19 protein-coding genes and 1 tRNA gene are annotated in these 23,491 nt (G+C 66.7%); 12 read left to right on the top strand and 8 right to left on the bottom strand.

Annotated elements, in window-relative coordinates; all coding sequences use genetic code 11:
• Positions 1–51 precede the first annotated feature (51 nt).
• A complete protein-coding gene (locus MKW15_RS22445) occupies positions 52–1,059 on the bottom strand; it encodes a zinc-binding metallopeptidase family protein (protein ID WP_240862289.1) in 1,008 nt (335 codons plus the stop codon).
• A gap of 36 nt (positions 1,060–1,095) precedes the next feature.
• On the opposite strand from MKW15_RS22445, the gene MKW15_RS22440 reads away from it, so the two are divergent.
• Entirely contained in the window at positions 1,096–2,100 is a 1,005-nt protein-coding gene (locus MKW15_RS22440; protein WP_240862287.1) for an SURF1 family cytochrome oxidase biogenesis protein, read from the top strand.
• On the opposite strand, the gene MKW15_RS22435 is transcribed toward MKW15_RS22440, so the two are convergent.
• Complete coding sequence (locus MKW15_RS22435) at positions 2,078–3,010, bottom strand: cobalamin biosynthesis protein (RefSeq protein ID WP_240862285.1); 933 nt, start codon at positions 3,008–3,010, stop codon at positions 2,078–2,080. The genes MKW15_RS22440 and MKW15_RS22435 overlap by 23 nt on opposite strands.
• 66 nt (positions 3,011–3,076) lie before the next feature.
• Between MKW15_RS22435 and MKW15_RS22430 the strand changes: the two genes are divergently transcribed.
• Both MKW15_RS22430 and MKW15_RS22425 read left to right on the top strand, forming a co-directional pair.
• On the top strand, positions 3,077–3,889 hold the full coding sequence (locus tag MKW15_RS22430) for a spermidine synthase (RefSeq protein WP_240862282.1): 813 nt from the start codon (positions 3,077–3,079) through the stop codon (positions 3,887–3,889).
• A 230-nt stretch (positions 3,890–4,119) separates the two neighbouring features.
• Complete coding sequence (locus MKW15_RS22425) at positions 4,120–6,084, top strand: protein kinase domain-containing protein (RefSeq protein WP_240862280.1); 1,965 nt, start codon at positions 4,120–4,122, stop codon at positions 6,082–6,084.
• A 203-nt stretch (positions 6,085–6,287) separates the two neighbouring features.
• On the opposite strand, the gene MKW15_RS22420 is transcribed toward MKW15_RS22425, so the two are convergent.
• The gene (locus MKW15_RS22420; protein WP_240862277.1) at positions 6,288–7,145 is read right to left on the bottom strand and encodes a maleylpyruvate isomerase family mycothiol-dependent enzyme; all 858 of its coding nucleotides are present in this window, start codon (positions 7,143–7,145) and stop codon (positions 6,288–6,290) included.
• 113 nt (positions 7,146–7,258) lie between these two features.
• Between MKW15_RS22420 and MKW15_RS22415 the strand changes: the two genes are divergently transcribed.
• From MKW15_RS22415 to MKW15_RS22405, 3 genes are all read left to right on the top strand, one after another.
• The gene (locus MKW15_RS22415) at positions 7,259–8,920 is read left to right on the top strand and encodes a serine/threonine-protein kinase (protein WP_240862276.1); all 1,662 of its coding nucleotides are present in this window, start codon (positions 7,259–7,261) and stop codon (positions 8,918–8,920) included.
• Between the two features lie 56 nt (positions 8,921–8,976).
• Positions 8,977–9,951, top strand: coding sequence for a helix-turn-helix transcriptional regulator (locus MKW15_RS22410; RefSeq protein WP_240862274.1), 975 nt, complete (start codon positions 8,977–8,979; stop codon positions 9,949–9,951).
• Between the two features lie 75 nt (positions 9,952–10,026).
• A tRNA-Val gene (locus MKW15_RS22405) sits at positions 10,027–10,098 on the top strand.
• A gap of 143 nt (positions 10,099–10,241) precedes the next feature.
• Here MKW15_RS22405 and MKW15_RS22400 read toward each other — a convergent pair.
• Positions 10,242–11,021 carry an oxygenase MpaB family protein gene (locus MKW15_RS22400; protein WP_308221092.1) on the bottom strand — a complete coding sequence of 260 codons (780 nt, stop codon included), beginning with the start codon at positions 11,019–11,021 and terminating at the stop codon, positions 10,242–10,244.
• A gap of 286 nt (positions 11,022–11,307) precedes the next feature.
• Between MKW15_RS22400 and MKW15_RS22395 the strand changes: the two genes are divergently transcribed.
• Positions 11,308–12,156 (top strand): SGNH/GDSL hydrolase family protein, encoded by an 849-nt coding sequence (locus MKW15_RS22395; RefSeq protein WP_374247968.1) that lies wholly within the window; start codon positions 11,308–11,310, stop codon positions 12,154–12,156.
• Positions 12,157–12,313: 157 nt separating this feature from the next.
• Positions 12,314–14,959: an acyltransferase family protein gene (locus MKW15_RS22390; RefSeq protein WP_240862271.1), complete on the top strand. Its 2,646-nt coding sequence runs from the start codon at positions 12,314–12,316 to the stop codon at positions 14,957–14,959.
• A 50-nt stretch (positions 14,960–15,009) separates the two neighbouring features.
• Here the strand turns inward: MKW15_RS22390 and MKW15_RS22385 are convergent, their stop codons facing one another.
• Positions 15,010–15,981 (bottom strand): GlxA family transcriptional regulator, encoded by a 972-nt coding sequence (locus MKW15_RS22385; RefSeq protein ID WP_240862269.1) that lies wholly within the window; start codon positions 15,979–15,981, stop codon positions 15,010–15,012.
• Between the two features lie 82 nt (positions 15,982–16,063).
• On the opposite strand from MKW15_RS22385, the gene MKW15_RS22380 reads away from it, so the two are divergent.
• Complete coding sequence (locus tag MKW15_RS22380; protein ID WP_240862267.1) at positions 16,064–16,282, top strand: hypothetical protein; 219 nt, start codon at positions 16,064–16,066, stop codon at positions 16,280–16,282.
• Between the two features lie 16 nt (positions 16,283–16,298).
• Here the strand turns inward: MKW15_RS22380 and MKW15_RS22375 are convergent, their stop codons facing one another.
• The 3 genes from MKW15_RS22375 to MKW15_RS22365 all read right to left on the bottom strand — a co-directional run bounded on the left by MKW15_RS22375 (position 16,299) and on the right by MKW15_RS22365 (position 17,948).
• On the bottom strand, positions 16,299–16,781 hold the full coding sequence (locus MKW15_RS22375) for a peroxiredoxin (protein WP_240862264.1): 483 nt from the start codon (positions 16,779–16,781) through the stop codon (positions 16,299–16,301).
• Positions 16,778–17,212: a DUF3052 domain-containing protein gene (locus MKW15_RS22370; RefSeq protein ID WP_240862262.1), complete on the bottom strand. Its 435-nt coding sequence runs from the start codon at positions 17,210–17,212 to the stop codon at positions 16,778–16,780. The genes MKW15_RS22375 and MKW15_RS22370 overlap by 4 nt, the downstream gene beginning before the upstream one ends.
• Positions 17,213–17,351: 139 nt before the next feature.
• Positions 17,352–17,948 (bottom strand): hypothetical protein, encoded by a 597-nt coding sequence (locus MKW15_RS22365; RefSeq protein ID WP_240862260.1) that lies wholly within the window; start codon positions 17,946–17,948, stop codon positions 17,352–17,354.
• Between the two features lie 220 nt (positions 17,949–18,168).
• Here MKW15_RS22365 and aceE point away from each other — a divergent pair, with 220 nt between their 5' ends.
• The 3 genes from aceE (at position 18,169) to MKW15_RS22350 (ending at position 23,437) form a co-directional block, all read left to right on the top strand.
• On the top strand, positions 18,169–21,003 hold the full coding sequence (gene aceE, locus MKW15_RS22360; protein ID WP_240862258.1) for a pyruvate dehydrogenase (acetyl-transferring), homodimeric type: 2,835 nt from the start codon (positions 18,169–18,171) through the stop codon (positions 21,001–21,003).
• Between the two features lie 58 nt (positions 21,004–21,061).
• The gene (locus MKW15_RS22355) at positions 21,062–22,333 is read left to right on the top strand and encodes a PucR family transcriptional regulator (protein ID WP_240862255.1); all 1,272 of its coding nucleotides are present in this window, start codon (positions 21,062–21,064) and stop codon (positions 22,331–22,333) included.
• Between the two features lie 195 nt (positions 22,334–22,528).
• The gene (locus tag MKW15_RS22350) at positions 22,529–23,437 is read left to right on the top strand and encodes an ACP S-malonyltransferase (protein ID WP_240862253.1); all 909 of its coding nucleotides are present in this window, start codon (positions 22,529–22,531) and stop codon (positions 23,435–23,437) included.
• Positions 23,438–23,491 lie beyond the last annotated feature (54 nt).

Below are 23,491 nucleotides of genomic sequence, written 5' to 3'. Positions count from 1 at the left end.
GGGGGGGGGGGGGGGGGGGGGGGGGCCCCCCCCCCCCCCCCCCCCCCCGCCTCACTCGTCTGCGGGACTCACCAGGTTGTGCACAAACCGGATCTTGTTCAGCACTGCCTCGGGCAGCACGAACGGATAGAGATCCGGGTGTCCCATCGACCGGTTGATCTGGTTGAGCGACCACGACAGCGGCAGCCACCATTCGATGATGCGATCGAACCCGACGTCGCCCGGCAGCACACCGTCGAGTGTCGAACCGGCCGGCGCCATCGCGAATGCCGCCGCGGTGTCGAGACTGTCGCGAATGTGCAGATAGTGCGCGAAGGTCTCGGCGAAATCCTCGGCCGGATGCATCGTCGCGTACGACGACACGTACTGCTCGGGCCATCCTTCCGGCGCGCCCTGCGAATAGTGGCGGTCGAGCGCGGCCTGATAGTCGTCGTCCGGGTTGCCGAAGAGCTCTTCGAATCCGGGTCGTGCGGCGTCATCGATGAGCACCAGTTGGTAGTAGTGCCCGATCTCGTGCCGGAAATGACCCAGCACGGTTCGGTACGGCTCGGCCAGTTCGACGCGCATCTGCTCGCGGTGCACGTCGTCGCCCTCGGCGAGGTCGAGGGTGATCACACCGTTGTCGTGTCCGGTGATCACGGATTCGTGTGCGCTGGAGAGGAGATCGAAAGCCAGTCCGGTGTTTGGGTCATTGTCTCGGCCGGTGATCGGGAGGCCGAGTTCGTCCAGTTCGAGGATCACACGTCGTTTGGCGGTCTCGGCCTGGCCGAAGATCGGCAGAGCGTCGAGGTCGTCGTCACCGGGGCGGGTCCGAGTGAGTTTGCACGACACGCACCGCGTCGGCTTACCGGTCCACTTCACAAGCCAATTACATTGGGCTACTTGGGTATTTGCGCACCGTTCGAGGAGGACACCGTCCACCTCGGTACGTCCGGACTCGTCGAGCACGTAGATCGATCGGGTCGGCAGCCAGAAACCCAGCGGACTCTGGCAATGCAGACACAGGCTGTTTTCGAAGGACAATCGCTGACCGCATTTGCGGCATAAGAAGTCGCGCATTGGTTCCACGCTACCCGGTCTCGGTACCGTTGAGGCGTGCGCGTGCTCCGATCCGTATTGCGTCCAGGGTGGATCGCCCTGGGCGTCGTCGTGATCGCGTTCGCCGTTGCGTGCTTCACGCTGCTCGCGCCCTGGCAGTTGGGCAAGAACTCCTCGACCCACCAGCGCAACGAACTCATCCGCAGCGCAGCCGAGACCGACCCGGTCCCGCTGGCCCAACTGGCGCCGACCGCGGCCTTCGATCCGTCGAAGGAATGGCGGGAGGTGACGCTGCGCGGACGCTATCTGCCGCAGGATCAAGCGCTCGTCCGACTGCGCAACGTCGACGAGCAGCCGGCGATCGAGGTCGTGACGCCATTCGCCGTGGCGGGTACCGACCGGGTGATCGCGGTGAATCGCGGATACGTCCGTCCGCGGGAGGGCGCGGCACCGCCGATTCCGGCTGTACCACCCGGCGATGTGACGATCACCGGGAGGATCCGTGCCCCCGAGGGCACCAGCGCCGGTCGCGGTGCCCACGCCGAGGAGGGGATGCTGGCGGTGTACTCGATCGACCCCGCCGAGATCGGCCGGGCGACGGCGACTCCGATGGATCGGTTCTACATTCAGCTGTCTCCCGCGCAACCGGGGTCACTCGGCGAGATCCCGCTGCCGCAGTTGGATTCCGGACCGTATCTCTCGTACGGATTGCAGTGGCTGGCGTTCGGCATCATGGCGCCGCTCGGTGCCGCCTACTTCCTGTTCTCCGAGATCCGTCACCGCAGGCGGGCGGGCGCCGGTTCCGTGACCACCGAACCCGACGGTGACACCCTGCTCAGGGGCACTGCGCCCGGGGGCGATGCCGCACCCGGGGCCGACGCCGCCGAGCCCACAGCGACCCCCGACACCCGCGCGGAACGAAAACGACGTGTCCGCAGCGACCTGCGAGCGGCCGGCGTCGTGTCCGGGTCACGTCAGGTCGGCCAAGTCGGCACCGGACCCGATGCGACCGCGACATCAGACGGGGTGCGCGACAAACTCAGTCGCCGATACGGCGGCTGAGCAGAACTCCGACCGCCAGCGCGAGCGAGGCTGCCTGCACCCGACGCGACAGCGTGACGGTCGCACGCAGGTCCGTCGTCGTCGGCGGATCGCCGTCACCCAGAGTCGGCCGGTCCTCGACGGCGTGCGGGTACACCGTGCGCCCGCCGAGCCGCACGCCGAGCGCCCCTGCAAACGCGGACTCCACCACGCCCGCATTGGGACTCGGGTGCGCGCGGGCATCCCGCCGCCACGTGCGCACCGTTCGTCGAGGCGCGCCGCCGACGAGCACCGTGAGTGCACCGGCGATCCGGGCCGGGACGAGGTTCGCGATGTCGTCGGCCCGTGCCGACGCCCAGCCGAAACGGCGGTAGCGCGGGCTTCGGTACCCCACCATCGCGTCCAGGGTGTTGACGGCCCGGTAGCCGACCAGACCCGGCACTCCCGCCACGGCACCCCAGATCAGTGGGGCGACAGCGGCATCCGAGGTGTTCTCGGCGAGGGATTCGACCGCGGCCCGGCAGATGCCCGCGTCGTCGAGGGAGTCCGGGTCGCGTCCACACAGACTGGGCACCAGGGACCGCGCGCCTGCGGTGTCGGCCGCACTCAAGGCGTCGGCGACCTGTTCGCCCACCCGCGTCAACGACGCACCGCCCAACACCATCCAGGTGGTCAGTCCGGTGAACGCGAATCGACTGGCCGGCCCGTCACACAGACGCTGCGCGCCGAGCGCCAACGCGGTCGCCGAACCGGCCGTCGCGCAGGCGAAAACGGTTCCGGACCATCGGGAATCACGGTAGATGTGACGTTCGACGGCCGACACCATCCGACCGAATCCGGCCACCGGATGTCCGCGCCGCGGATCGCCGAGCAGGCGATCGAGCAGGTACCCGCACACCAATCCCCCCGCGGTCGCGAGCGCTCGTTCCATCGGCCGATCGTAGCCAACCCACGCTGCGTGACAGACTTGCCCGGTGATGCTGGACAGGACCGAGTAGTGGCCAGGACACGACCACAACCCATTGCCGGTCGCTACGACATCGACGGCGGCATCGCCGAACTGGCACCGGACCCGGTCGCCGGCGGATGGCTGCTGACGATCAACGGCACCCACAGTTCGCACATCCACCCGGACCCGACGCTCCTCGACTTCGAATACCTCCGCCAGATGGCAGCGGTCATCGAAGACCGGTACCCATCACAGACTCGCCTGCGCGTCGTCCACCTCGGCGGTGCGGCCTGCGCGCTCGCTCGTTACCTCGCCGTCCGATACCCCGACGCGCGGCAGGTGGCGGTCGAGATCGACGCCGAACTCGCGCGTCTGGTCCGCGAATGGTTCGACCTCCCACGATCCCCGCTGCTTCGCATCCGGGTGGGTGATGCCCGGGCGGTCACCGAAAGCCTCCACCCGGGCAGCCGCGACGTCGTGGTCCGCGACGCGTTCGTCGGGAACCGAACCCCGGTGCACCTCACGACACGCGAGTTCACGTCGTCGGTCCACGAACTGCTCACACCTGGCGGGTTGTACCTGGCGAACTGTGGCGATGGGCGAGCGCTCGACGGTGTTCGGGCCGAGGCCGCCACCATCGCATCGGTCTTTGCCAACGTGATGCTGATCGCCGATCCGGCCATGTTCAAGGGTCGACGCACCGGCAATGTCGTACTGGCGGCCAGCGACGCCCCCCTGAAGGCATATGCCGCGCTCACGCGCCGGTTGCTCAGCGATCCCCTCCCCGCTCGCGCCATCGACGGCGACGCGGCACGCGTCTTCGGCAGCCAGGTCCGCGTCGACGAGGACTCCGCCCGGTAACTCGATAGTCGGTCGATCGTCCAATCGGACGACACGAGGTTCTAATCAGTGAATACCGACATCCAGCCGAGTGAATTCGGGCCGCACATACGTTCGGAGGAGCCTCGCCTTGTGTCGTCCCACTGCTCGACATACGAAGGTGTAGTTCACTCGATAGGCTGAGAATGGATCTGTCGGCGATCGGACCCGATCGACGGCGAGAGTTTCGGATCGAGAATCGAAGGGGTGACGTGACCGAGCCAAAATCGAGGACCGGCACCATGCTGGGCCCGTACCGCATCGGCCGGCTCCTGGGTCGTGGTGGCATGGGCGAGGTATACGAGGCCCTGGACACGGTCAAGGAACGCACCATCGCCCTGAAGTTGCTCCCGCTGCACTTCGCGAACGACAGCGATTTCCGCGAGCGATTCGAACGCGAATCGAAGACCGCCTCCAAACTGTCCGACCCGCATGTCATCCCGATCCACGACTGGGGTGAGCACGACGGCGTGCTGTTCATCGACATGCGCATGGTCGACGGCAAGGACCTGCGGGGCATTCTGAAGGACGGCCCCATCGCACCTGGCCGCGCTGTCTCGATCCTCTCCCAGATCGCAGGTGCGCTCGACGCGGCGCATCGCAGCGGGCTGGTCCATCGGGACATCAAGCCGGACAACATCCTTGTCAACAACGACGACTTCGCTTATCTCGTCGACTTCGGCATCGCGCACGGTGAGACCGACAGGCACCTGACGCAGGTCGGCACGGCACTCGGCACGCTCGCGTACATGGCTCCCGAACGTCTCAACGATGTTCCGGCGGGACCGAGTTCGGACATCTACGCGCTGACCTGCGTGCTCTTCGAGAGTGTCACCGGAAGCGCGCCGTATCCATCGAAGACCGACGCCGGCATCATGACCGCCCACCTCACCCAGCCGCCGCCGCAGACCGGAAGTCCGCTCGACCCGGTGATCGCCCGCGGTCTGGCCAAGGACCCGGCCCAGCGCTTTCCGACGGCGAAGGAGTTGATGCGGGCGGCATCCGTCGCGATCGCCACCACCCCCACCCGGCCCGTCCACCAACCAGGACCCGGGCCCGGTCCCGCTCCGTCCGGACCGTCTCGGATGCCGTCGGGCCCAACGTATCCGCCGGGCGGGCAGGGGTCGCGTCCCTCCGGGCCTGGGGTCTCGGGGCCTGGGGTGTCGGGGCCTGCGGCCGCGGGCGCAGCGGCATGGGGAGCGCAGCCAGGCGGGGCATACTCGGGGCCCACTCAGATTCGCCCCACCCCGTCGGGACCGAGCGGATTCGGTGGCGCGCCGCCATCCGGGCCCACAACGATCGGCTCCGGCCCACACTCGGCTCCCGGCGGCTCGTACACACCGCCGCCACCCAGTGGGCCGAATCCGTCGTATCTCTACTCCGGCGGTGGCGGAACGCCACCTTCGGGGCCGCAAGCCAAGAAGCGTCCGGTGGCGCTCCTGGTGGTCGCCGTCGTGGCGGTCCTCGCCCTCATCGGGGCCGGCGTCTTCTTTGCCGTCCGCGCAGCTGGAGGTAGTGACGATACGAAGACAGCGTCGTCGACGCCACCGACGCCGAATGTCGAGACCGTCGCGTGCACGTACACGACCCACACGCCGGTCGGCGGCGTCCCACTCGACCCGCCCGCGGCCCAACAACCCAAGTCCGGCACGGTGAACGCCACCTTCGCAATAGCCGCGCAGGGCGACATCAAGGTCACCATGGATCGGACGAAGGCACCCTGCAACGTCGGGGCCGTCACGACGATGATCCAGAACGGGGTCTACGACCACAACACCTGCCACGAGTCCGGCAAGATCTATCTGCTGTGCGGTTCCCCGAACGGCGAGGACAACACCAACCCCGGCTGGACGAGCCCAGACGAACAGCCAGTCGGATTGACCCCCGACGGCACCAACGACAGCGGCGAGAACGTCTTCGTGTATCCGCGGGGAACGATGCTCATCTACCCGTCCGAGGACATCAAACCCAATGGCGGATCGACGATGCTGGTGTTCCTCACCGACAACGCCCGACTGCCGTTGCGCTTCACGATCCTCGGGAAGGTCGACGACGCGTCGATGCCGGTTCTCGACGGCATCGTCAAGGGTGGGTTCATTCCCGCCAAGCCGAACGCGACCTACGGCAAGCCGAACATCAGCGCCATCATCCAAACCGCCACGGTGACATCCGGCTGATTCTTTCTCTCGCCGACGACGCGCCTCGGACTCGGGAGCATCGTCGTCTAGCACAGGAGGCGCGACCTGCCGCCCACGAAACCAGCGCAGCCGTGCACCGCGACAACCAGAGCCGAGTTGGAGAACGCGAGTGCTGCAGCACTCGCGTTCTCCAACTCAACTCGAGTTCTCACAGTTCGACGACCGAAACAGTCTTCTTCGAATCAGATCACGTAGTTCAGGTTCGTCAGAATCCGGTCGGCGATCTCCCGGTCACCCTCGACCGTCACTGCTGCGGGGTCGGCGTCGCGTCGTCCGCCGGCGAGTCGAGCCAGATCGATCGCGTCGAGCGTGAGCCGGACAGTGGCGGCGTCGTCGCCGGGCAGATTCGGCCCGCTCGCTGCGTTCCCGGCGCCGGCCTCGAATTCATCAACCGCGACGGCGCGCTCGGCGACCACGATCCGAACGTCGGTCGGCGCGGCGCCGGTGATCCGAAACAGGACCGAGGTGCCCGCGGGCGCACCTGCGCGTTTGCCGACCACGAACGGCAGCGAGGCCGCGATCTCGGCGATCGCCCACTGCGCAGCGCCGGTATCGGCCGGTGACGCGACGCCGATGCCGTCGCTCAGGTCGATCTCGTGCATCCAGCAGTCGAAGATGCGAATCCGCATGAACCGGCCGTAGGTGTCGGGACCGGCAGGGGTCATCGACGCGGCATCGAAGTCGTTCTGGCCCATCGCCGCAAGGGCCTCGGTGCGCAGGGCGACGATCTCGTCGAACGCTGCGAGCACATCTGCGCGTGGCTGCCCACGAAAATGCTCGACCCACTTCTCATTCAGTTCACCGATCGGATTGCGCACGTGCGCAAGCGCACTCACGTCCACTGCCGCGACATCACGCCCGGCGAGCAGGCTCTCGGTCCCGATGATGTGGGCCACGATGTCGGCGTTGGTCCAGCCCGGGAGCACAGATGGCACGCCCCACTGATCGGCGTCCATGGTCTCGGCGAGGCCGCGGATACCCGCCCAGGCGGCCACGAGGCCTTCGGTCACCGGGCCGATGGGCAGGATCGTCGTCGCCATCCGAACTCCTCACATGTGGGCTGTGCTTTCACCGTATCGGGCGGACATGGACGCATCGGTGCGATCGGCTGCAACGGTCGCGACCGTCGGCGTCGAGCCACTACGCTGATCACGTGCAGGAGGATCGATCCGGTTCTGTGTTGGGGCATTACAAGATCGACGCCCTGCTCGGACGCGGCGGTATGGGCGAGGTCTACCGCGCCACCGACACCCGCAAGGGCAGGGTGGTCGCGCTCAAACTGCTGCGCGAATCCGTCGCCGACGACCCCGCATTCCGGGATCGCTTCCTCCGTGAATCCCGGGTTGCCGCCTCGCTGAACGACCCGCACGTGATCCCGATTCATGACTGGGGCGAGATCGAGGGTCTGCTCTACATCGACATGCGACTGGTCGACGGCCACGATCTGCGGGCGTTGCTCGACGCAACAGGTCCCCTCGCGCCCAGTCGTGCGCTATCGATCCTGAGCCAGATCGCCGACGCCCTCGACACCGCGCATCGGGGCGGGTTGATTCACCGTGATGTCAAACCCGACAACATCCTCATCGACCGTCGCGATTTCGCTTACCTGGTGGATTTCGGTCTGGCGCAGGCAGACACGGACACCCGGATGACGAGCGCCGGGACCGCCATCGGATCGTTCGGCTACATGGCACCCGAGCGGTTCGGCGACTCCCCACTGGGTGCGCCGGCGGACATCTACGCACTCGGATGTGTGCTCTACGAATGTCTCGCCGGAGCGCACCCGTTCGCGAGCGCGACGACCGTCGAGCAACTCATCGCCGCCCACCTCGCCAAGCAGCCGCCCAGCTTGTCGTCGCCGCTGGACTCGGTGATCGCCCGCGCCATGGCCAAGGATCCGGCGCAGCGATACCTGAGCGCCGGGGACATGATCGACGACGCCCGGGCCTTACAGACTGCCACCGGCATCAAGACCTTGACGCCGCGCGTCGCTCCCCCGACGGTCACCCCTTCAGCGCCTCCGACGATGCCGCCCGCCTACCTCTCGACGGCCGCGCGCCCGGTGTCGCCTCCCCCGCCCACCGGGGGTCAACCGACGTTGCGGGCGTCCGCGGATCGCTTCTCCGGACCGCATCCCAACCCGCAGTATCCGAATCCGCAGTATCCGAATCCGCAGTATCCGAATCCGCCGTATCCGAGCTACCCGGCTCCAGAGAAGTCACGGTCGATCGCGGTCCCGGCGGCGCTCACCGCGATCGTCGTGCTGGTGATCGCGATCGGCGCCGTCGGGTGGGTGCTTTTCACGTCGGGTTCCGACGACTCGAAGAACGCGGCCGACGTATCGCGGGAGCCGCAGACCGTGACCGTCGAACGCGCGACACCGCAGGTGACCGAGACAACAGCCGAAACGACGGTCGAGACGACGGCCGGACAGACCCCGCCGTTCGTGCCGACGACGACCCAACCGACCACCCCGCAGCGGGGTACCGGCGATCTCGGCCTGGCCACCCCGATCTCCCGCCCGGCCTGCGACGGCACCGGGATCGTTGTCGTCGCGAACGCCGTCACACCGGGGCAGTACGCGTCCGAGGTCCAGGGCTACCTGAATTCGTATCCGGGCTTCAGCTACCTGCGCACCGACCAGTCCTGTCCGTCACTGCGGCAGAATCTCAACGGCAATCCAATCTACGCCGTGTACAAAGTCGCGGGTACAACGCTGAGCGAGATCTGCGCCCTGCGCAGCCAGATCGGCGGCGACGCCTACGGCAAGTGGCTGGACACCACCTCCAACCCGACGTCGTACATCACCTGCTGATCCGCTCTTGTCAATGCGGTCAGAAGTTGTCCGCAACATGCGGCAGCATGTGAACCATGCTGGAAACGTCGGCTCGTCTTCTCGCCCTGCTGTCACTGCTGCAGATGCGGCGTGAGTGGTCGGGCAACGAGCTCGCCGACCGTCTGAACATCACCACCCGGACCGTCCGCCGCGACGTCGACAAGCTGCGTGAACTGGGGTATCCGGTCGATGCGACGGTCGGCGTCGGGGGTGGTTATCGCCTGGGCGCCGGTGCCGAGATGCCGCCCCTGCTGCTCGATGACCAGGAAGTGCTCGCGGTCGCGCTCGGGCTCGACGCGGTGACCACCGGGCCGGTCGCCGACATGGCCGAGGCGTCCGCCGGGGCGCTCACCAAACTGCGGCAGGTGATGCCGTCGCGACTACGCCACCGTCTCGACGCGCTGCGGGTCGAGGCCGTGCCCCGCGAGCAGCCGCACAGCGCCGTCTCCGCGGACACGCTGACCGAAATAGCGACGACGTGCCATCGCCTCGAGCGTCTGCGCTTCGACTACCGACGCCGCAACGGCGAGGAAAGCCGCCGCGAGGTGGAGCCCTATCGTCTGGTGCGCAACGGATACCGCTGGTATCTGGTGGCGTGGGATCTGACCCGGGAGGATTGGCGTTCGTTCCGGGTCGACCGGATGACGCTCAAGACACCGACCGGTCCGCGATTCACGCCGCGAGAGTTGCCCGACGACAGCGCCGCCGCCTACCTGGCCCGCAATCTCGGTGCCGTGTATCGCCAGGCCACCGCACGCGTTCGGATCCACGCGCCCATGGAGACGGTCACCGCGATGGTCGACGACTCCTGGGGCGTCATCGAAGCCGGGGACGACCACAGTTGCGAGCTGATCGTGTTCAGCACGTCGCTCACCTCGATCGCGCGCTGGCTGCGCGCGTTCGACGCGGATTTCACCATCATCGAGCCCGACGAGCTACGCGCCGAATGCGCCGAGGTCGCCGCCTACCACGAACGCGCGGCGCAACGGTACCGGCGAGCCGTCGGCTGACGCCTACTAACGGTTTTGCCGTCCCGGCAGGTGAGCCGCTACATTCGTTTGTTGGCGCGCCCAGCAGGCGCCCGAGCGCGTATAGCTCAGCGGTAGAGCTCTGGTCTTACACACCAGCGGTCAGGGGTTCGAATCCCTTTGCGCGCACCGTTACACCCTTGCCGACCTCCGGCCGGAGTGCTCCCACTGACGTGTGAAAAGAGATATACGCGGGCGCACCGTCTACACGGGACAGCCCGATCGCCCCTCTGGGACGGCGAAGGATTCCAAGCCGTACTTGCGGTGCGCCCTCACCAGCTTCTCGTACTCGAGCCGGTTGCGAGCGAGTGGCAGTAGCAGGACACGGTCCGGAAGTACCTTCCAGGACAACTGCAGGAACGCACAAATGATGGCGAACTCGACGTCGTGGTGCGGTCGCAGGCGGAACCCGGTGAGCTTCTGCACGCCCGGATGCATTGCCTTGGACAGGAGACAACAATGGCGCGGCCAACCACCGGGCGCAATGCATACCAGAGGGGCCGCATCACCACCCGTTCCAGGGGCTTCATGCCCAAGGTGGGCATCGGCAGTCGGGTGAGCCCGGCAAACTGCTCCACCAGGAAAGGTGTCGATGCCAGCTTGGTCTCGACCATCTCGTCGTGGTACGAATCGGCGTCGGCGAGCGTCGGCGGCAACTTTCCCGCAGCGCTCGGCAACTCCAGGTCCATGAACACCTCGCGCAGCATCTGATAGCCGACTTCGCGCTCGGCGGCATTCATCCGGATGCCGGTGCAGAACTCGAAAGTGTTGAGCGACAGCATCATCCCGCTGACCGCGATCCACTTCCAGTTCTCCGGTTTCAGGGCGCTGTACCGGACATCGCGATATGCGCCCCGACCACGGCCACGAACTGCCTTGTGTTGCTCCTTGAGCCACCGAGCCTCGGCAGCGCGGTCGGCCGGGTCGCCCCATGTTGCGAGCATCGCCGACAGACCCCCACGAAAGCCACGATCACTGAAGTTCTCGGCAAACCTGCCCGAGCGGTCGACCGCCGCAGCAACCTCGGGCAAGGCAACCTGATCGAAGGCCACGCCACCGAAGAGTCCCCCAAGCGCACTCCCGGTGTGCTCCGGAACTCTTTCATGACGTCGGCGCGCACCTCTGCGCTGTCCGAACTCGCTACCGGTGCCACCCCGACGTTTGTCGCCACGAAAGCCGCCCCTTGCCTCGCTCGATTGACGCTTGATAGACGCAATGAGTGAATTCTATCACCCATCGAGGGGCGTCGAGGTTGCACTTCCGCGACGTCCGCTTGACCCAATCGTTGTGCTCTTCGGATTGCCAGCACTGTTACAGGTGTTGTTTAGTGGGGTCATTGTGACTAACAGACGCCCACGCCCCGCCCGCACGCTGGTTAGACGTGCGGGCCTCGTCGCTGCGGTCGCTGCAGCGCTGACCGCTTTCGGCACGGCCGGTGCCCACGCCGCCCCGAACCCCGACATCAAAACCCCAGACGCCAACAGCTCCGTCGACCTGCTCGGCCAGCTCACGCAACTCCCGATCATCCGCGACCTCCTACCGAAGCCGGGTACCGGCAACGGCCGCACCGGATGCGATCGAGTGATCCAGATCGGCGATTCGACCTCGGTCGGCGTCGATGACGCCGCACGCGTGCCGACTCCCGGCGATCGCCTCACCGCGCAGTACCAGCGAGTGGGCGCACGCACGGTGACGCTCGACGCACTCGGCGGGCGCTCCATCGTGGAACGCGTGAACGGCGAACCGAATGCTGCCGACGCCACTGCGGCGCACCTCGCCAAAGGCGAACGCGGCTGCTGGGTCATCGCGATGGGGGTCAACGACGCGGCGAACATCGCAGTGGGCAGCCGGGTCAACGCCGATCAACGCATCGACCGGATCATGACTCAACTTCGCGGACAACCTGTCCTGTGGCCGACGGTCTCCACCACGCCGGCGGCAAGCAACAAGGCGTACAACGCCGCCGCCATGCGCGGCTTCAACGACGCGCTGCGACGAGCGACCTCGAGGTACCCCAACCTCGCCGTCTACGACTGGGCAGCACACGCCAACGCCAACCTCTTCTCCGACGGCATCCACTACACCGCGGCCGGGACCGCCCAACGCAACGCTCGATTCGCCGACGCGCTTGCCACCGCATATCCCAACCCGTCTCCGACGACGCCGCGGATGAACTGGATCGCCTGACCGCTCGCTCCTGCCCCCAACTATTCGACCGACCGGGGGACGCGGAACTGAAGTCGGCCCGTATACACTCGCAAGCTGACTCCACTGGTTCGTTCGACGCTGCCGTCGACGATTCCAGGCTTGTTTCCCATCCCCCACCGAGGTTGAGCCACAACCAATGCCACGTCCCGCCCACGCGGGGACGACCTACCTGCCAGCGCTGGACGGACTCCGTGCGCTGGCAGTTGCCTTCGTCGTCCTCTATCACCTTCATGTGCCCGGGTTCACCGGTGGGCTTCTCGGCGTCGGTGTCTTCTTCACGCTCAGCGGCTACCTGATCACGTCGCTGCTGCTGCGTTCGCGCGAACGCACCGGCGGGTTCGAGCTGAACAAGTTCTGGCTCTCCCGCGCGCGCCGTCTGTTGCCGGCACTGATCCTGGTGCTCGTGACGTCGCTCGCCGCAGCGGCCATCGCTCGACCGGCAAAGCTCGGCGAGTACTCACAGCAAGCATTGAGCGCGTCGTTCTATGTCAACAACTGGCACAACATCGCCGTCTCCGACGACTACTTCAACCGCTTTCTCGGCCCGGGGCCGTTCGATCATCTGTGGTCGCTGTCGATCGAGGAACAGTTCTACATCGTGTGGCCGCTGCTCCTTCTGGGACTGATACTGCTCTTGCGGCGCCGGGTCTTCGTGACGGTGGCGATCATCGGACTCGCACTGATTTCGTTCCTTCTGCTCGACGCCGTCGCGCACGCAGGAATCGACAACACGCGCGCCTACGAAGGCACCGACACCCGCGCCGGCGGCCTTCTTCTCGGTGCGGCGCTTGCGTTTTGGTGGCCGGCCCGCCCACGGACGGTGACACACAACCAGCGCTGCGTGATCGACGTGATCGCCCTGATCGGACTGGCGACAATCGTGCACCTGGTCCGCGCCACCCCAGACGGCGCGATGTCGCTCTACAGCAGTGGCATCGCCGTTCTCACGATCGCGACCTGCGCGGTCCTGGTCGCCACCGTCGTCCCCGAGACCCTCGTCGCCAGCGCGCTGGGAATCGCCCCGCTGCGATGGATCGGCGAACGGTCCTACGGCATCTACCTGTGGCACATGCCTGTGATCGCCTTCCTGCCGGCCAACGTCCGAGTCGGGCATCCGGTCGCCGCGGGCACCCTCGTCATTCTGGCCACTCTGTTGCTGTCCTGGGCCTCGTGGCGCTACGTCGAAGATCCCATCCGCCGTCACGGCCTGCGCGCCGCCTTCAGTACCCAACCGATTGCGAGGAAGCCCATGGGCCAGCAGCTGGTACAGAAGCTTATCGACCTGCTCACCCGCCTGCTCGGTGTGCTGACGGGGCTGGCCGCCCGGCTGGAAGCGCGCGGCGAGAAGAGCCCGAGGCCTGACGCCGTCGAATCCTCGGTGCCAGTACTCGACTCCGACGCGCATGCCCCCGACGCTGACTCGCCCGACACCGACGCCCCCGACGCTGACCGGACAGACGAGCCGATCGAGGTGGAGATCGCCCTCGACGAGACCGTCGCACATGCGCCCGACGACGGACCCAAGTACGACACGCCCGAGCCGGCTGAGTGTGAGGACGCCGAAGGCTCCGACGGTGAACTTGCCGAGGACGCACCGGTCAGCGAGCCTGCTGACGCGGTTGTCCTCAACGAGACTGCCGACGACACCGTCGACGAATCCGACTCCGAGGTCCGCGTCATCGAGACGGCAGCGGTCGACGCCGATACCGATACCGGTACCGACAGTGCCGAACCGGACGGCGAGATCGCGGCGTCCGCCGACCCCGCACCTGACACCGACCCCGCTCCGGAGACCGACCCCGCACCTGAGACCGTCAGGGCCCTCACCGACGAACGCGAACTGGAGACGGTCCCCGCAGGTCCGCCCGAGTCGCAACGACTGTTTGACCGGGTGCCGCGATTGGCGGTCTCGCTGGTTGTGGTGACAGCGCTGGCGGTCGGGACGCTGGTTGCCATCAGCGCGATCAAGGCGTCTGCGCCCGACGACGGGGGCGCGGACCCGGCACTGGCCGCCGAGCTCGCTCCAACGTCACCCGCCGTCCGATACGGCCCGACGATCCCCGTTGTCGACCGGCGCACCAGGTGCCGAACGGTCATCCACATCGGCGACTCCACCTCGATCGGCATGAACAGCATCGACACCCTCCCGCGGGCGTCCGAGCGGATCACCGGCCGCTACCAGCAGGTCGGGGCGCGGACGGTCATCACCGACATCGTCGGCGCACGGTCGAGCCTGGAGACGGTCAACGGCGAACCCAACGCGGCCACCGCGATTGCCGGGCATCTTGCTCGTGGGGAACGCGGATGCTGGGTGATGGCGATGGGCATCAACGACACCGCCAACATCGAGGTCGGCGGCCCGGGTCCGCTCAGCATGCGCATCGACCGACTCCTCGGGCCACTGAAGGATCAGCCCGTCATGTGGCCGACGGTGATCACCGGCAGCCTCAACGAGAATCCGGCCTACAACAACGCAGCGATGCGCCGATTCAACCGCGCACTGGTGAAGGCCTGCGAGCGGTACCCCAACCTGCGCATCTACGACTGGGCCGCCGAGACCAAACCGTCGTGGTTCATCGACGGCATCCACTACACCGCACCGGGATACGTCGAACGCGCCTACCGGTTCTCGATCGCGCTCGCGACCGTCTTCCCCGCCACCGACTTCCCGCCGGCGACGTGCCTGCTGCGGTCGTCGGACGTGGTTGCGGCCCCCAAGCCTGTCCCGCCGCCGGCCCCGGCCCCGCCGAACCGGCTCGCCATCGGAACTCCGACGCCCTGACGCGAGTCGGCAACCGGCGTTGCCTTGAATCTGCGTCGGCGTGAATCCCATCATTGCGACACGGGGACGTCGCTCGCACACGCGAACCGACGCCGATAGGCCAGCGGCGCGACGCCGACTGCCGAGGCGAAGTGATGCCGAAGAAGCGTTGCCGACGCGAACCCGACGAGCCTCGCCACCTCCTCGATGGGCAGGTCGGTCTGTTCGAGCAGCCCCTTGGAAGCCAGCACGCGTTGTTCGGTGAGCCACCGGCGCGGTGCGACGCCCACCTCGTCGACGAATCGCCGAGCAAAGGTCCGCCCCGACATGTGCATCCGGGCCGCCAGATCGTCGACGGTGAGATCGCGGTCGAGGTGTTCGACCATCCACTCCAGCAATTCCCCGAACCCGGCGTCGGCGCAGGTCGGCATCGGCATGTCGACGAACTGTCGCTGGCCGCCGTCGCGGTGCGGTGGCACCACCATGCGCCGAGCGATTCGGTTGACCACCGCCGGACCCCACGACTCGCGCACGAGATGGAGTGCGGCATCGATCCCGGCGGCCGTGCCCGCGCTGGTGGTGATCGGACCGTCGTCGACGAACAGGACATCGGTGTCCACCCGCGCCTGTGGGTACATGCGTCCCAGCTTCGCGCCGTAGCGCCAATGCGTCGTACACCGCCGACCGTCGAGCAGGCCGGCCGCGCCGGCGACGAAGGCGCCCGAACACACGGTGAGCACACGTCCTCCGTTGTCGACCACCGTGCGCAACGTCTCGAGGATCTCGCTCGGGTAATCGCCTGAGGTACTGCCACCGGGAATCGCCACCAGGTCGACGTCGCGGCAGTCCTCGAGCGAGTGCGGTGCCGCGATCGTCACCCCGTTTCCCACATTCAGCGCTGCGCCGGGTTCGGGCGACGCGACGCGGAAGTCGAACGCAGGCACACCGTCGTCGGTGCGGTCGAGGCCGAAGACCTCACTGAGCACGCCGAACTCAAAGAGCGCGACGTCTCCGAACAGGAGTACTCCGATGGATCGCAACACACACCCAGTGTGGCAGATTCTTTGCGAACAATGTCTTTCCCGCCTCTGTTGGCAGGAACTTTATGCGCGCATGATTTCTTCCATGACCGCACTCACCATCGTTCTCGCCATCGCCATCGTGCTACCGATCGCCGTAATCGTGTACCGCACGCACCGCCGGGTCGACGACCCGAGGCCGATCCCACTGGGATATCTCGTCGACTGGGCAACCCGCGCCCAAACACGTCGCTACGGACCCGACACCGACCGCATCATCGCCGAACTCGACATCCTCGCCCGGTCCGATCGCACTCGGAACTGAACCACTGGGGCGTGTCTCAGCCCAGCGCGGTGAATGCCTTGTCCCACAACGCTTGTTCGCGCACCTCACCGGGGCCGACCACGTCGGAGAACACGATGTCACCGTCCGGTCCGACGAGGAAGGTGCCGCGGTTGGCGATCCCCCGCTCGGCGTCGAACACCCCGTAGGCCTGTGCGACCGCACCGTGCGGCCAGAAGTCCGACAGGATCGGGAACAGAAATCCCTGCGCCGACGACCAGACCTTGTGCGTGGGTGATGCCCCGACCGATACCGCGACCGTTGTGAGCGCGTCGTTGTCGAACTGCGGCAGGTTGTCGCGGATGTGGCCGAGTTCGCCCTGACAGGTTCCGGTGAACGCCAGCGGGAAGAACACGACCAGCACCGAGCCGTCTGCGCGGAGTCGTTCCAGCGACACGACCTGATGGTTCTGGTCGCGCAATTCGAAATCGGGCGCGCGGGTACCGACGGGCAACGGCCCTGTCGGTGACGCGTCGTTCATGCGCGCTTTCCGGGGCGGGCCTTGGGCTGAACGAGCCGGGACCCCGACCACTCACCCAGGTTCACCACCGACGTCTGCGTCAATCCGGCAGTCGTCGCGGCCTCGGCGATCTCGCTCGGATCGACATAGCCCGTGTTCCCGGTCTTCGGCGAGACCACCCACACGAACCCGTCGTCGGCCAGCGGCGAGATCACATCCATCAACTCGTCGACAAGATCGCCGTCATCGTCGCGCCACCAGAGGAGGACCATGTCGATGACGTCGTCGGCGTCATCGTCGAGCATTTCGGCTCCGATGGCGTCTTCGATGTCTGCACGCAGGTCGTCGTCGGTGTCCTCGTCCCAACCCAGCTCCTGCACAACCATGCCGGATTCCAGACCGAGTTTGTCGGCCCTACTACCCCCCGAGCTACCGTCTGTGGCGGCTACCACCGCGCGAAACCTCCTACAAGTGCCAATGTGGTGCTGGACGAACTTAGAGAACAGCCTAGGGCATGTCTTTCAGTTCCACTGGGAGGCATGAACGGATTCGTTTTGTTGCACTCCCCCGGCCACTGCGTCGAGTGGGCGCTCACCCGGGCGTCGCCGACGGACGCGGTGTCGCGGACGTGGCCGCGGGCATGGGTACGTACGGTGCACAGGCATCGAGGAGGCGCTGCTTGTCGCCGGTCCAGCCGCTCGCGATCGGGTTGAGTGCGACCAACAATTCGCGACGGATGCCGTCCTCCAACCGCCCACTCGACGCCAGGAACGCCCGGGCCGGAGCAGCGACGTCTGCTGGGGTCACGCCGGTGATGTGCGGACGAATCTGATCGGCACCGGCGATGAGGCTTGCACGGGCCTTGTTGTCCAGATCGCCCACCGCCGGGTAGTTGTGCGCCTGGTTCAACCGACCGACGAAGGTGTTGTAACCCCGCACCATCACCACCATCGCGGCCATCGCCTCACGACACAGCTCGACACCGGCCGTCTTCGCCTTCGACTGACGCGCCGCGGTCACCTCGGACCGGTAGGCGGCAACCTCGCCCGGCGCCGCCACGCCGTGTCCGGGCAGCGTCGTCGCGCACGACGACAGCACGAGAGCACCTGCGGCGAGACCCACGAACAGCGCCACCAGACGAGTCGCCGACGCCGCGGCGAAACGTCTCCGCGCCGGTCCGCCCCACATGCTCAACTCCTTACGCGTCAGTAATAAGGACCAAACGCTACCGCACCCATGACGCGCGAGATGGCCAACACCGCCGCACCCGGTGCCAAGCGACCTCACATGGGGCACGATGTGAGAGGGACACCGCAGTTCTCACCATCTCCGAGGAAGCGGCGCCCATGTCATCGGACGCCGGACCTCCACCCGTTGGCCCGGCCGAGTCGAGGGAGTAGGCAACACAGTGACCCATGAGGCACCGACCGAACAGGCAAGCGCGAGCGGAAGCGACACATCGACAGGGAGCGACGGCACCGTCGATCCCTCGCGGAATGGTCACTCCAATCGCGTCCGCGTCATCCGTGAAGGAGTCGCGTCGTACCTGCCCGACATCGATCCAGAGGAGACCGGCGAGTGGCTGGAATCCTTCGATCAGCTGATCGATCACGCCGGACCATCCCGAGCGCGCTATCTCATGCTGCGGCTGCTGGAACGGGCCGGTGAGAAGCAGGTCTCCATCCCGTCGCTGACCTCGACCGACTACGTCAACACGATCACCACCGAACGCGAGCCCTGGTTCCCGGGCGACGAGGCGGTCGAACGCCGGTTCCGCCGCATCCTGCGCTGGAACGCCGCGATCATGGTGCACCGTGCGCAACGACCCGGCGTCGGCGTCGGCGGCCACATCTCGACCTACGCGTCCTCGGCCACCCTCTACGAGGTCGGCTTCAACCACTTCTTCCGCGGCCTCGACCACTCCGGCGGCGGCGACCAGATCTTCATCCAGGGCCATGCCGCGCCGGGAATCTACGCACGTGCCTTCCTCGAGGGCCGCATCGACGAGGCCCGCATGGACGGCTTCCGCCAGGAACACAGCCACGCCGGCGAGGGTGGCGGCCTGCCGTCGTATCCGCACCCCCGACTGATGCCCGAGTTCTGGCAGTTCCCGACAGTCTCGATGGGTCTGGGACCGATGAACGCCATCTACCAGGCCCGGTTCAACCACTACCTGCACGATCGGGGCATCAAGGACACCTCCGACCAGCACGTGTGGGCGTTCCTCGGCGACGGCGAGATGGACGAAACGGAGTCGCGCGGATTCGCGAGCTTCGCCGCCACCGAGGGTCTCGACAACCTCACCTTCGTCGTCAACTGCAACCTGCAGCGACTCGACGGCCCGGTCCGTGGCAACGGCAAGATCATCCAGGAGCTCGAATCGTTCTTCCGCGGCGCCGGCTGGAACGTCATCAAGGTCATCTGGGGCCGCGAGTGGGACAAGCTGTTCTACGCCGACCACGAGGGCGCGCTGGTCAACCTGATGAACACCACGCCCGACGGCGATTTCCAGACCTACCGCGCCAACGACGGCGGTTTCATCCGCGACCACTTCTTCGCCCGCGACCCGCGGACCAAGGAACTCGTGAAGAACATGTCCGACGCCGACATCTGGGAGATGAAGCGCGGCGGACACGACTACCGCAAGGTCTACGCCGCCTACGCGGCAGCGATGGCCCACAAGGGGCAGCCGACCGTCATCCTCGCGCACACCATCAAGGGCTATCTGCTCGGCAGTCACTTCGAGGGACGCAACGCGACCCACCAGATGAAGAAGCTGACCCTCGACGATCTCAAGGCCTTCCGCGACAACAACCGGATCCCGATCACCGACGAGCAGCTCGAAAAGGACCCCTACCTTCCGCCGTATTACAACCCCGGGCCCGAGTCGGCGGAGATCCAGTACATGCTCGACCGCCGCAAGGCGCTCGGCGGATCGCTGCCGGAACGGCGGACCAAGGCGAAGGCACTGAAGCCCGACGTCAGCCAGGCGCTCAAGACGAGCGGCAAGGGATCCGGCAAGCAGCAGGTGGCCACCACCATGGCGCTGGTCCGCATCTTCAAGGACCTGTTGCGCGACAAGGAGATCGGCAAGCGCATCGTCCCGATCATCCCGGACGAGGCCCGCACCTTCGGCATGGACTCATGGTTCCCGAGCCTCAAGATCTACAACCGCAACGGGCAGCTGTACACGGCCGTCGACGCCGAGCTGATGCTCGCCTACAAGGAGAGCTCGGAAGGGCAGATCCTGCACGAGGGCATCAACGAGGCCGGATCGGCGGCGTCGTTCACCGCCGTCGGCACGTCGTACTCCACGCACGGCGAACCGATGATCCCGCTCTACATCTTCTATTCGATGTTCGGTTTCCAGCGGACCGGCGACAGCTTCTGGGCCGCCGCCGACCAGATGGCCCGCGGTTTCGTCATCGGCGCGACAGCCGGACGCACGACGCTCACCGGTGAGGGACTGCAGCACGCCGACGGGCACTCACCGCTTCTCGCGGCGACCAACCCGGCGGTGGTGGCCTACGACCCCGCGTTCGCCTTCGAACTCGGCCACATCATCGCCGACGGTCTCAAGCGCATGTACGGCGAGAATCCGGAGAACATCTACTACTACCTGACCGTCTACAACGAGCCGTTCAGCCAGCCCCCGCAGCCGGAGAATCTGGACGTGGCCGGCGTCCTCAAGGGCATCTACCGCTTCGCCGACGCGCCGGAGGGCAAGGAACACCCGGCCAGCATCCTGGTGTCCGGGATCACCATGCCCGATGCCCTGCGCGCCCAGGAGATCCTCGCCGAGGAGTGGAATGTCGGCGCCAACGTCTACTCGGTGACGTCGTGGAGCGAACTCGCCCGCGACGGCATCCGGGCCGATCGGGCCGCGGTGCGCGAACCGTCGACCGACGGCGGCCGCGCGTACCTGACCGAGGTTCTCGGCGAGGTTCCCGGTCCGTTCGTCGCGGTCAGCGATTACATGCGCGGCGTGCAGGAACAGATCCGCGCCTACGTGCCGGGCACCTACCTCACCCTGGGCACCGACGGGTTCGGCTTCTCCGACACCCGACCGGCCGCGCGGCGATTCTTCAACGTCGACGCGCAGTCGATCGTCGTCGGCGTTCTGGTCGCACTCGCCCGCGACGGGCACATTCCGATGACCGTCGCACGCGAGGCGGCGGACAAGTACAAGATCACCGACGTCTCGGCGGCCGAGGTCTCGTTCGCGGATACCGGGAGCGCCTGAGCAGACCGGACCGTCGAGCACGGTCTCGACCACCTCCACCGACCACTACATTGGAGTGGTGTCGGACGCACGGATCAACCAGCAGCCCCCGAGCATCGACGTGTTCGGGGAGCGTGGTGCACACGTGCCTGCGCCGGCCACTGTGCACGACGCCCTGCCGGACACACTGCTGCGCCGGGTGAAGCAGTACAGCGGCCGTCTCGCCACCGAGGCGGTTCACTCGATGCAGGATCAGCTGCCGTACTTCGGCGACCTCGACGCCGCGCAGCGGGCCAGTGTGCAACTGGTGGTGCAGACCGCGGTCGTCAACTTCGTCGAGTGGATTCAGGACCCCGAGGGCAACGTCAAGTTCACCGTCCAGGCATTCCAGGTGGTGCCGCAGGATCTGGCCCGACGCATCACGCTGCTGCAGACGGTCGAGATGGTGCGGGTCGCGATGGAGTTCTTCGAGAAGTGGTTGCCGCTTCTCGCCCGCAACGACGCGCAGCTCCGAGCGCTCACCGAGTCGGTCCTGCGCTACGGCCGCGAGATCGGTTTCGCCGCGGCCTCGATCTATGCGTCGGCGGCGGAATCACGTGGCGCGTGGGACTCGCGCCTGGAGGCACTCGTCGTCGACGCCGTGGTCCGCGGCGACACGGGGCCGCAGCTGCTCTCCCGAGCCGCAGCCTTGAACTGGGATTCCGACGCCCCCGCTACGGTCATCGTCGGCGCGCCACCGCCCGAGCAGAACGTGTCGGTCCCCCTCGCGATCCACAACACCGCACGTGCACACGACCGGTCGGCGCTGTCGGTGGTGCAAGGCTCGCTGCTGGTGGCCATCGTCAGCGGCCCGATCAAACCGACCGAGAAGTTCACGACCGCCCTGCTCGGCCATTTCGCCGACGGTCCGGTGGTGATCGGTCCCACCATGCCGAACCTGGGAAGTGCGCACGCGAGCGCCACCGAGGCCATGTCCGGAATCACCGCCGTGGTCGGGTGGCCGAACGCACCACGACCGGTGCACAGCCTCGAACTTCTCCCCGAACGCGCTCTGAACGGGGATGACTCCGCGATGGCCGCATTGAGCGAATCCCTCGTCCGACCGCTGGAGAAGGGTGGGGCCACGCTGAACTCCACTTTGGAGGCATACCTCGACTCGGGCGGTTCGGTCGAGTCGTGCGCCCGTGTTCTGTATATCCATCCAAATACGGTTCGTTACAGACTGAAGAAAATTTCAGAAATCACAGGACGTGATCCAACTAACCCGCGCGACGCGTACGTACTGAGGATCGCAGCGACTGTGGGTCGACTGACACACTTCCGACACGAATCGCCTACACAAGCAACATAGGAAACATCCGTAACACGGCCATTTCGACGTTTCCGCAGTTAGAGCGCCCGAAGACACGGTTGGGTAACGAATCTCAGTGTGATGACGAACCAGGTGACGCCAAGGTGAAGTTTGTAGGAACCCCACAAAAGTGCTCGACAAGGTTCATGCTTCTCTACACCCACATATGTCGTTCAAACGGTGTTCTCTGGTCACGTGCTAACGATGCTTGCCCCCGGACAGGGTTCCCAGACGCCCGGCATGCTCACGCCGTGGCTGGATCTTCCTGGCGCGCGTGATCAACTGGCGACCTGGTCGAAGCTGACCCGCCTCGATCTGGAACGCCTCGGCACCTCCGCGACCGCGGAGGAAATCACCGACACCGCAGTCACCCAGCCGCTCGTCGTCGCCTCGGCGCTCCTGGCCTTCGACGAGGTGCGCAAGGGTGGCGAACTCCCCGACGACGCGGTCGTGGCCGGCCATTCGGTCGGCGAACTCGCCGCGGCCGCCATCACCGGAGTCATCAGCTCCGACGAGGCTGTGACCCTCGCCGCCGTCCGCGGCGCCGAGATGGCCCGGGCCTGCGCACTGGAACCGACCACGATGGCCGCCGTTCTCGGTGGTGACGAAGCGCAGGTGCTGGCACGTCTCGCCGAACTCGACCTCGTACCGGCCAACCGCAATGCCGCCGGGCAGATCGTCGCCGCCGGCGCCGAATCGGCGATCGACGAACTCATCGCCGCTCCGCCGGAAAAGGCGCGCATCCGTAAGCTCGCCGTCGCCGGTGCATTCCACACCCGCTACATGGCGCCGGCCCAGGAGGCTGTCGCCGAGGCGGCTGCGCGGATCACCCCGGCCGACCCCAACCGCACCCTGCTGTCGAATTCCGACGGTCAGCCGGTCGCGAACGGCGCGGACGCACTGACGAAGCTCGTCGCCCAGGTGACCAGCCCGGTCCGCTGGGACCTGTGCTCGGCCTACCTCCGCGACAACGCCGCGAACGCAATCGTCGAACTCCCGCCGGCCGGCACGCTGGTCGGCATCGCGAAGCGCGAGCTCAAGGGCACCCCCGCGGTCGCCCTCAAGGCGCCCGCCGACATCGCGAAGATCACCGAACTTGGATAGCGGTCACGGCTTAGTTGCCTGACCCCCGGAAGATCGGCAGTGTGCCGGTTGTCC

This window comes from Gordonia gummivorans, from assembly GCF_022513585.1.
GTDB lineage: Bacteria > Actinomycetota > Actinomycetes > Mycobacteriales > Mycobacteriaceae > Gordonia.
Note: the sequence above shows the minus strand (reverse complement) of the source record. Positions and strands in the feature narration are given on the sequence as shown.

Bases quoted from the DNA above. Each gene is read 5' to 3' on its own strand.
- MKW15_RS22420 (WP_240862277.1), bottom strand. From the start codon at position 7,145: ATGGCGACGACGATCCTGCCCATCGGCCCGGTGACCGAAGGCCTCGTG.
- MKW15_RS22365 (WP_240862260.1), bottom strand. From the start codon at position 17,948: ATGTGGGGCGGACCGGCGCGGAGACGTTTCGCCGCGGCGTCGGCGACT.
- MKW15_RS22390 (WP_240862271.1), top strand. From the start codon at position 12,314: ATGCCACGTCCCGCCCACGCGGGGACGACCTACCTGCCAGCGCTGGAC.
- MKW15_RS22410 (WP_240862274.1), top strand. From the start codon at position 8,977: ATGCTGGAAACGTCGGCTCGTCTTCTCGCCCTGCTGTCACTGCTGCAG.
- MKW15_RS22375 (WP_240862264.1), bottom strand. From the start codon at position 16,781: ATGAACGACGCGTCACCGACAGGGCCGTTGCCCGTCGGTACCCGCGCG.
- MKW15_RS22380 (WP_240862267.1), top strand. From the start codon at position 16,064: ATGACCGCACTCACCATCGTTCTCGCCATCGCCATCGTGCTACCGATC.
- MKW15_RS22445 (WP_240862289.1), bottom strand. From the start codon at position 1,059: ATGCGCGACTTCTTATGCCGCAAATGCGGTCAGCGATTGTCCTTCGAA.
- MKW15_RS22435 (WP_240862285.1), bottom strand. From the start codon at position 3,010: ATGGAACGAGCGCTCGCGACCGCGGGGGGATTGGTGTGCGGGTACCTG.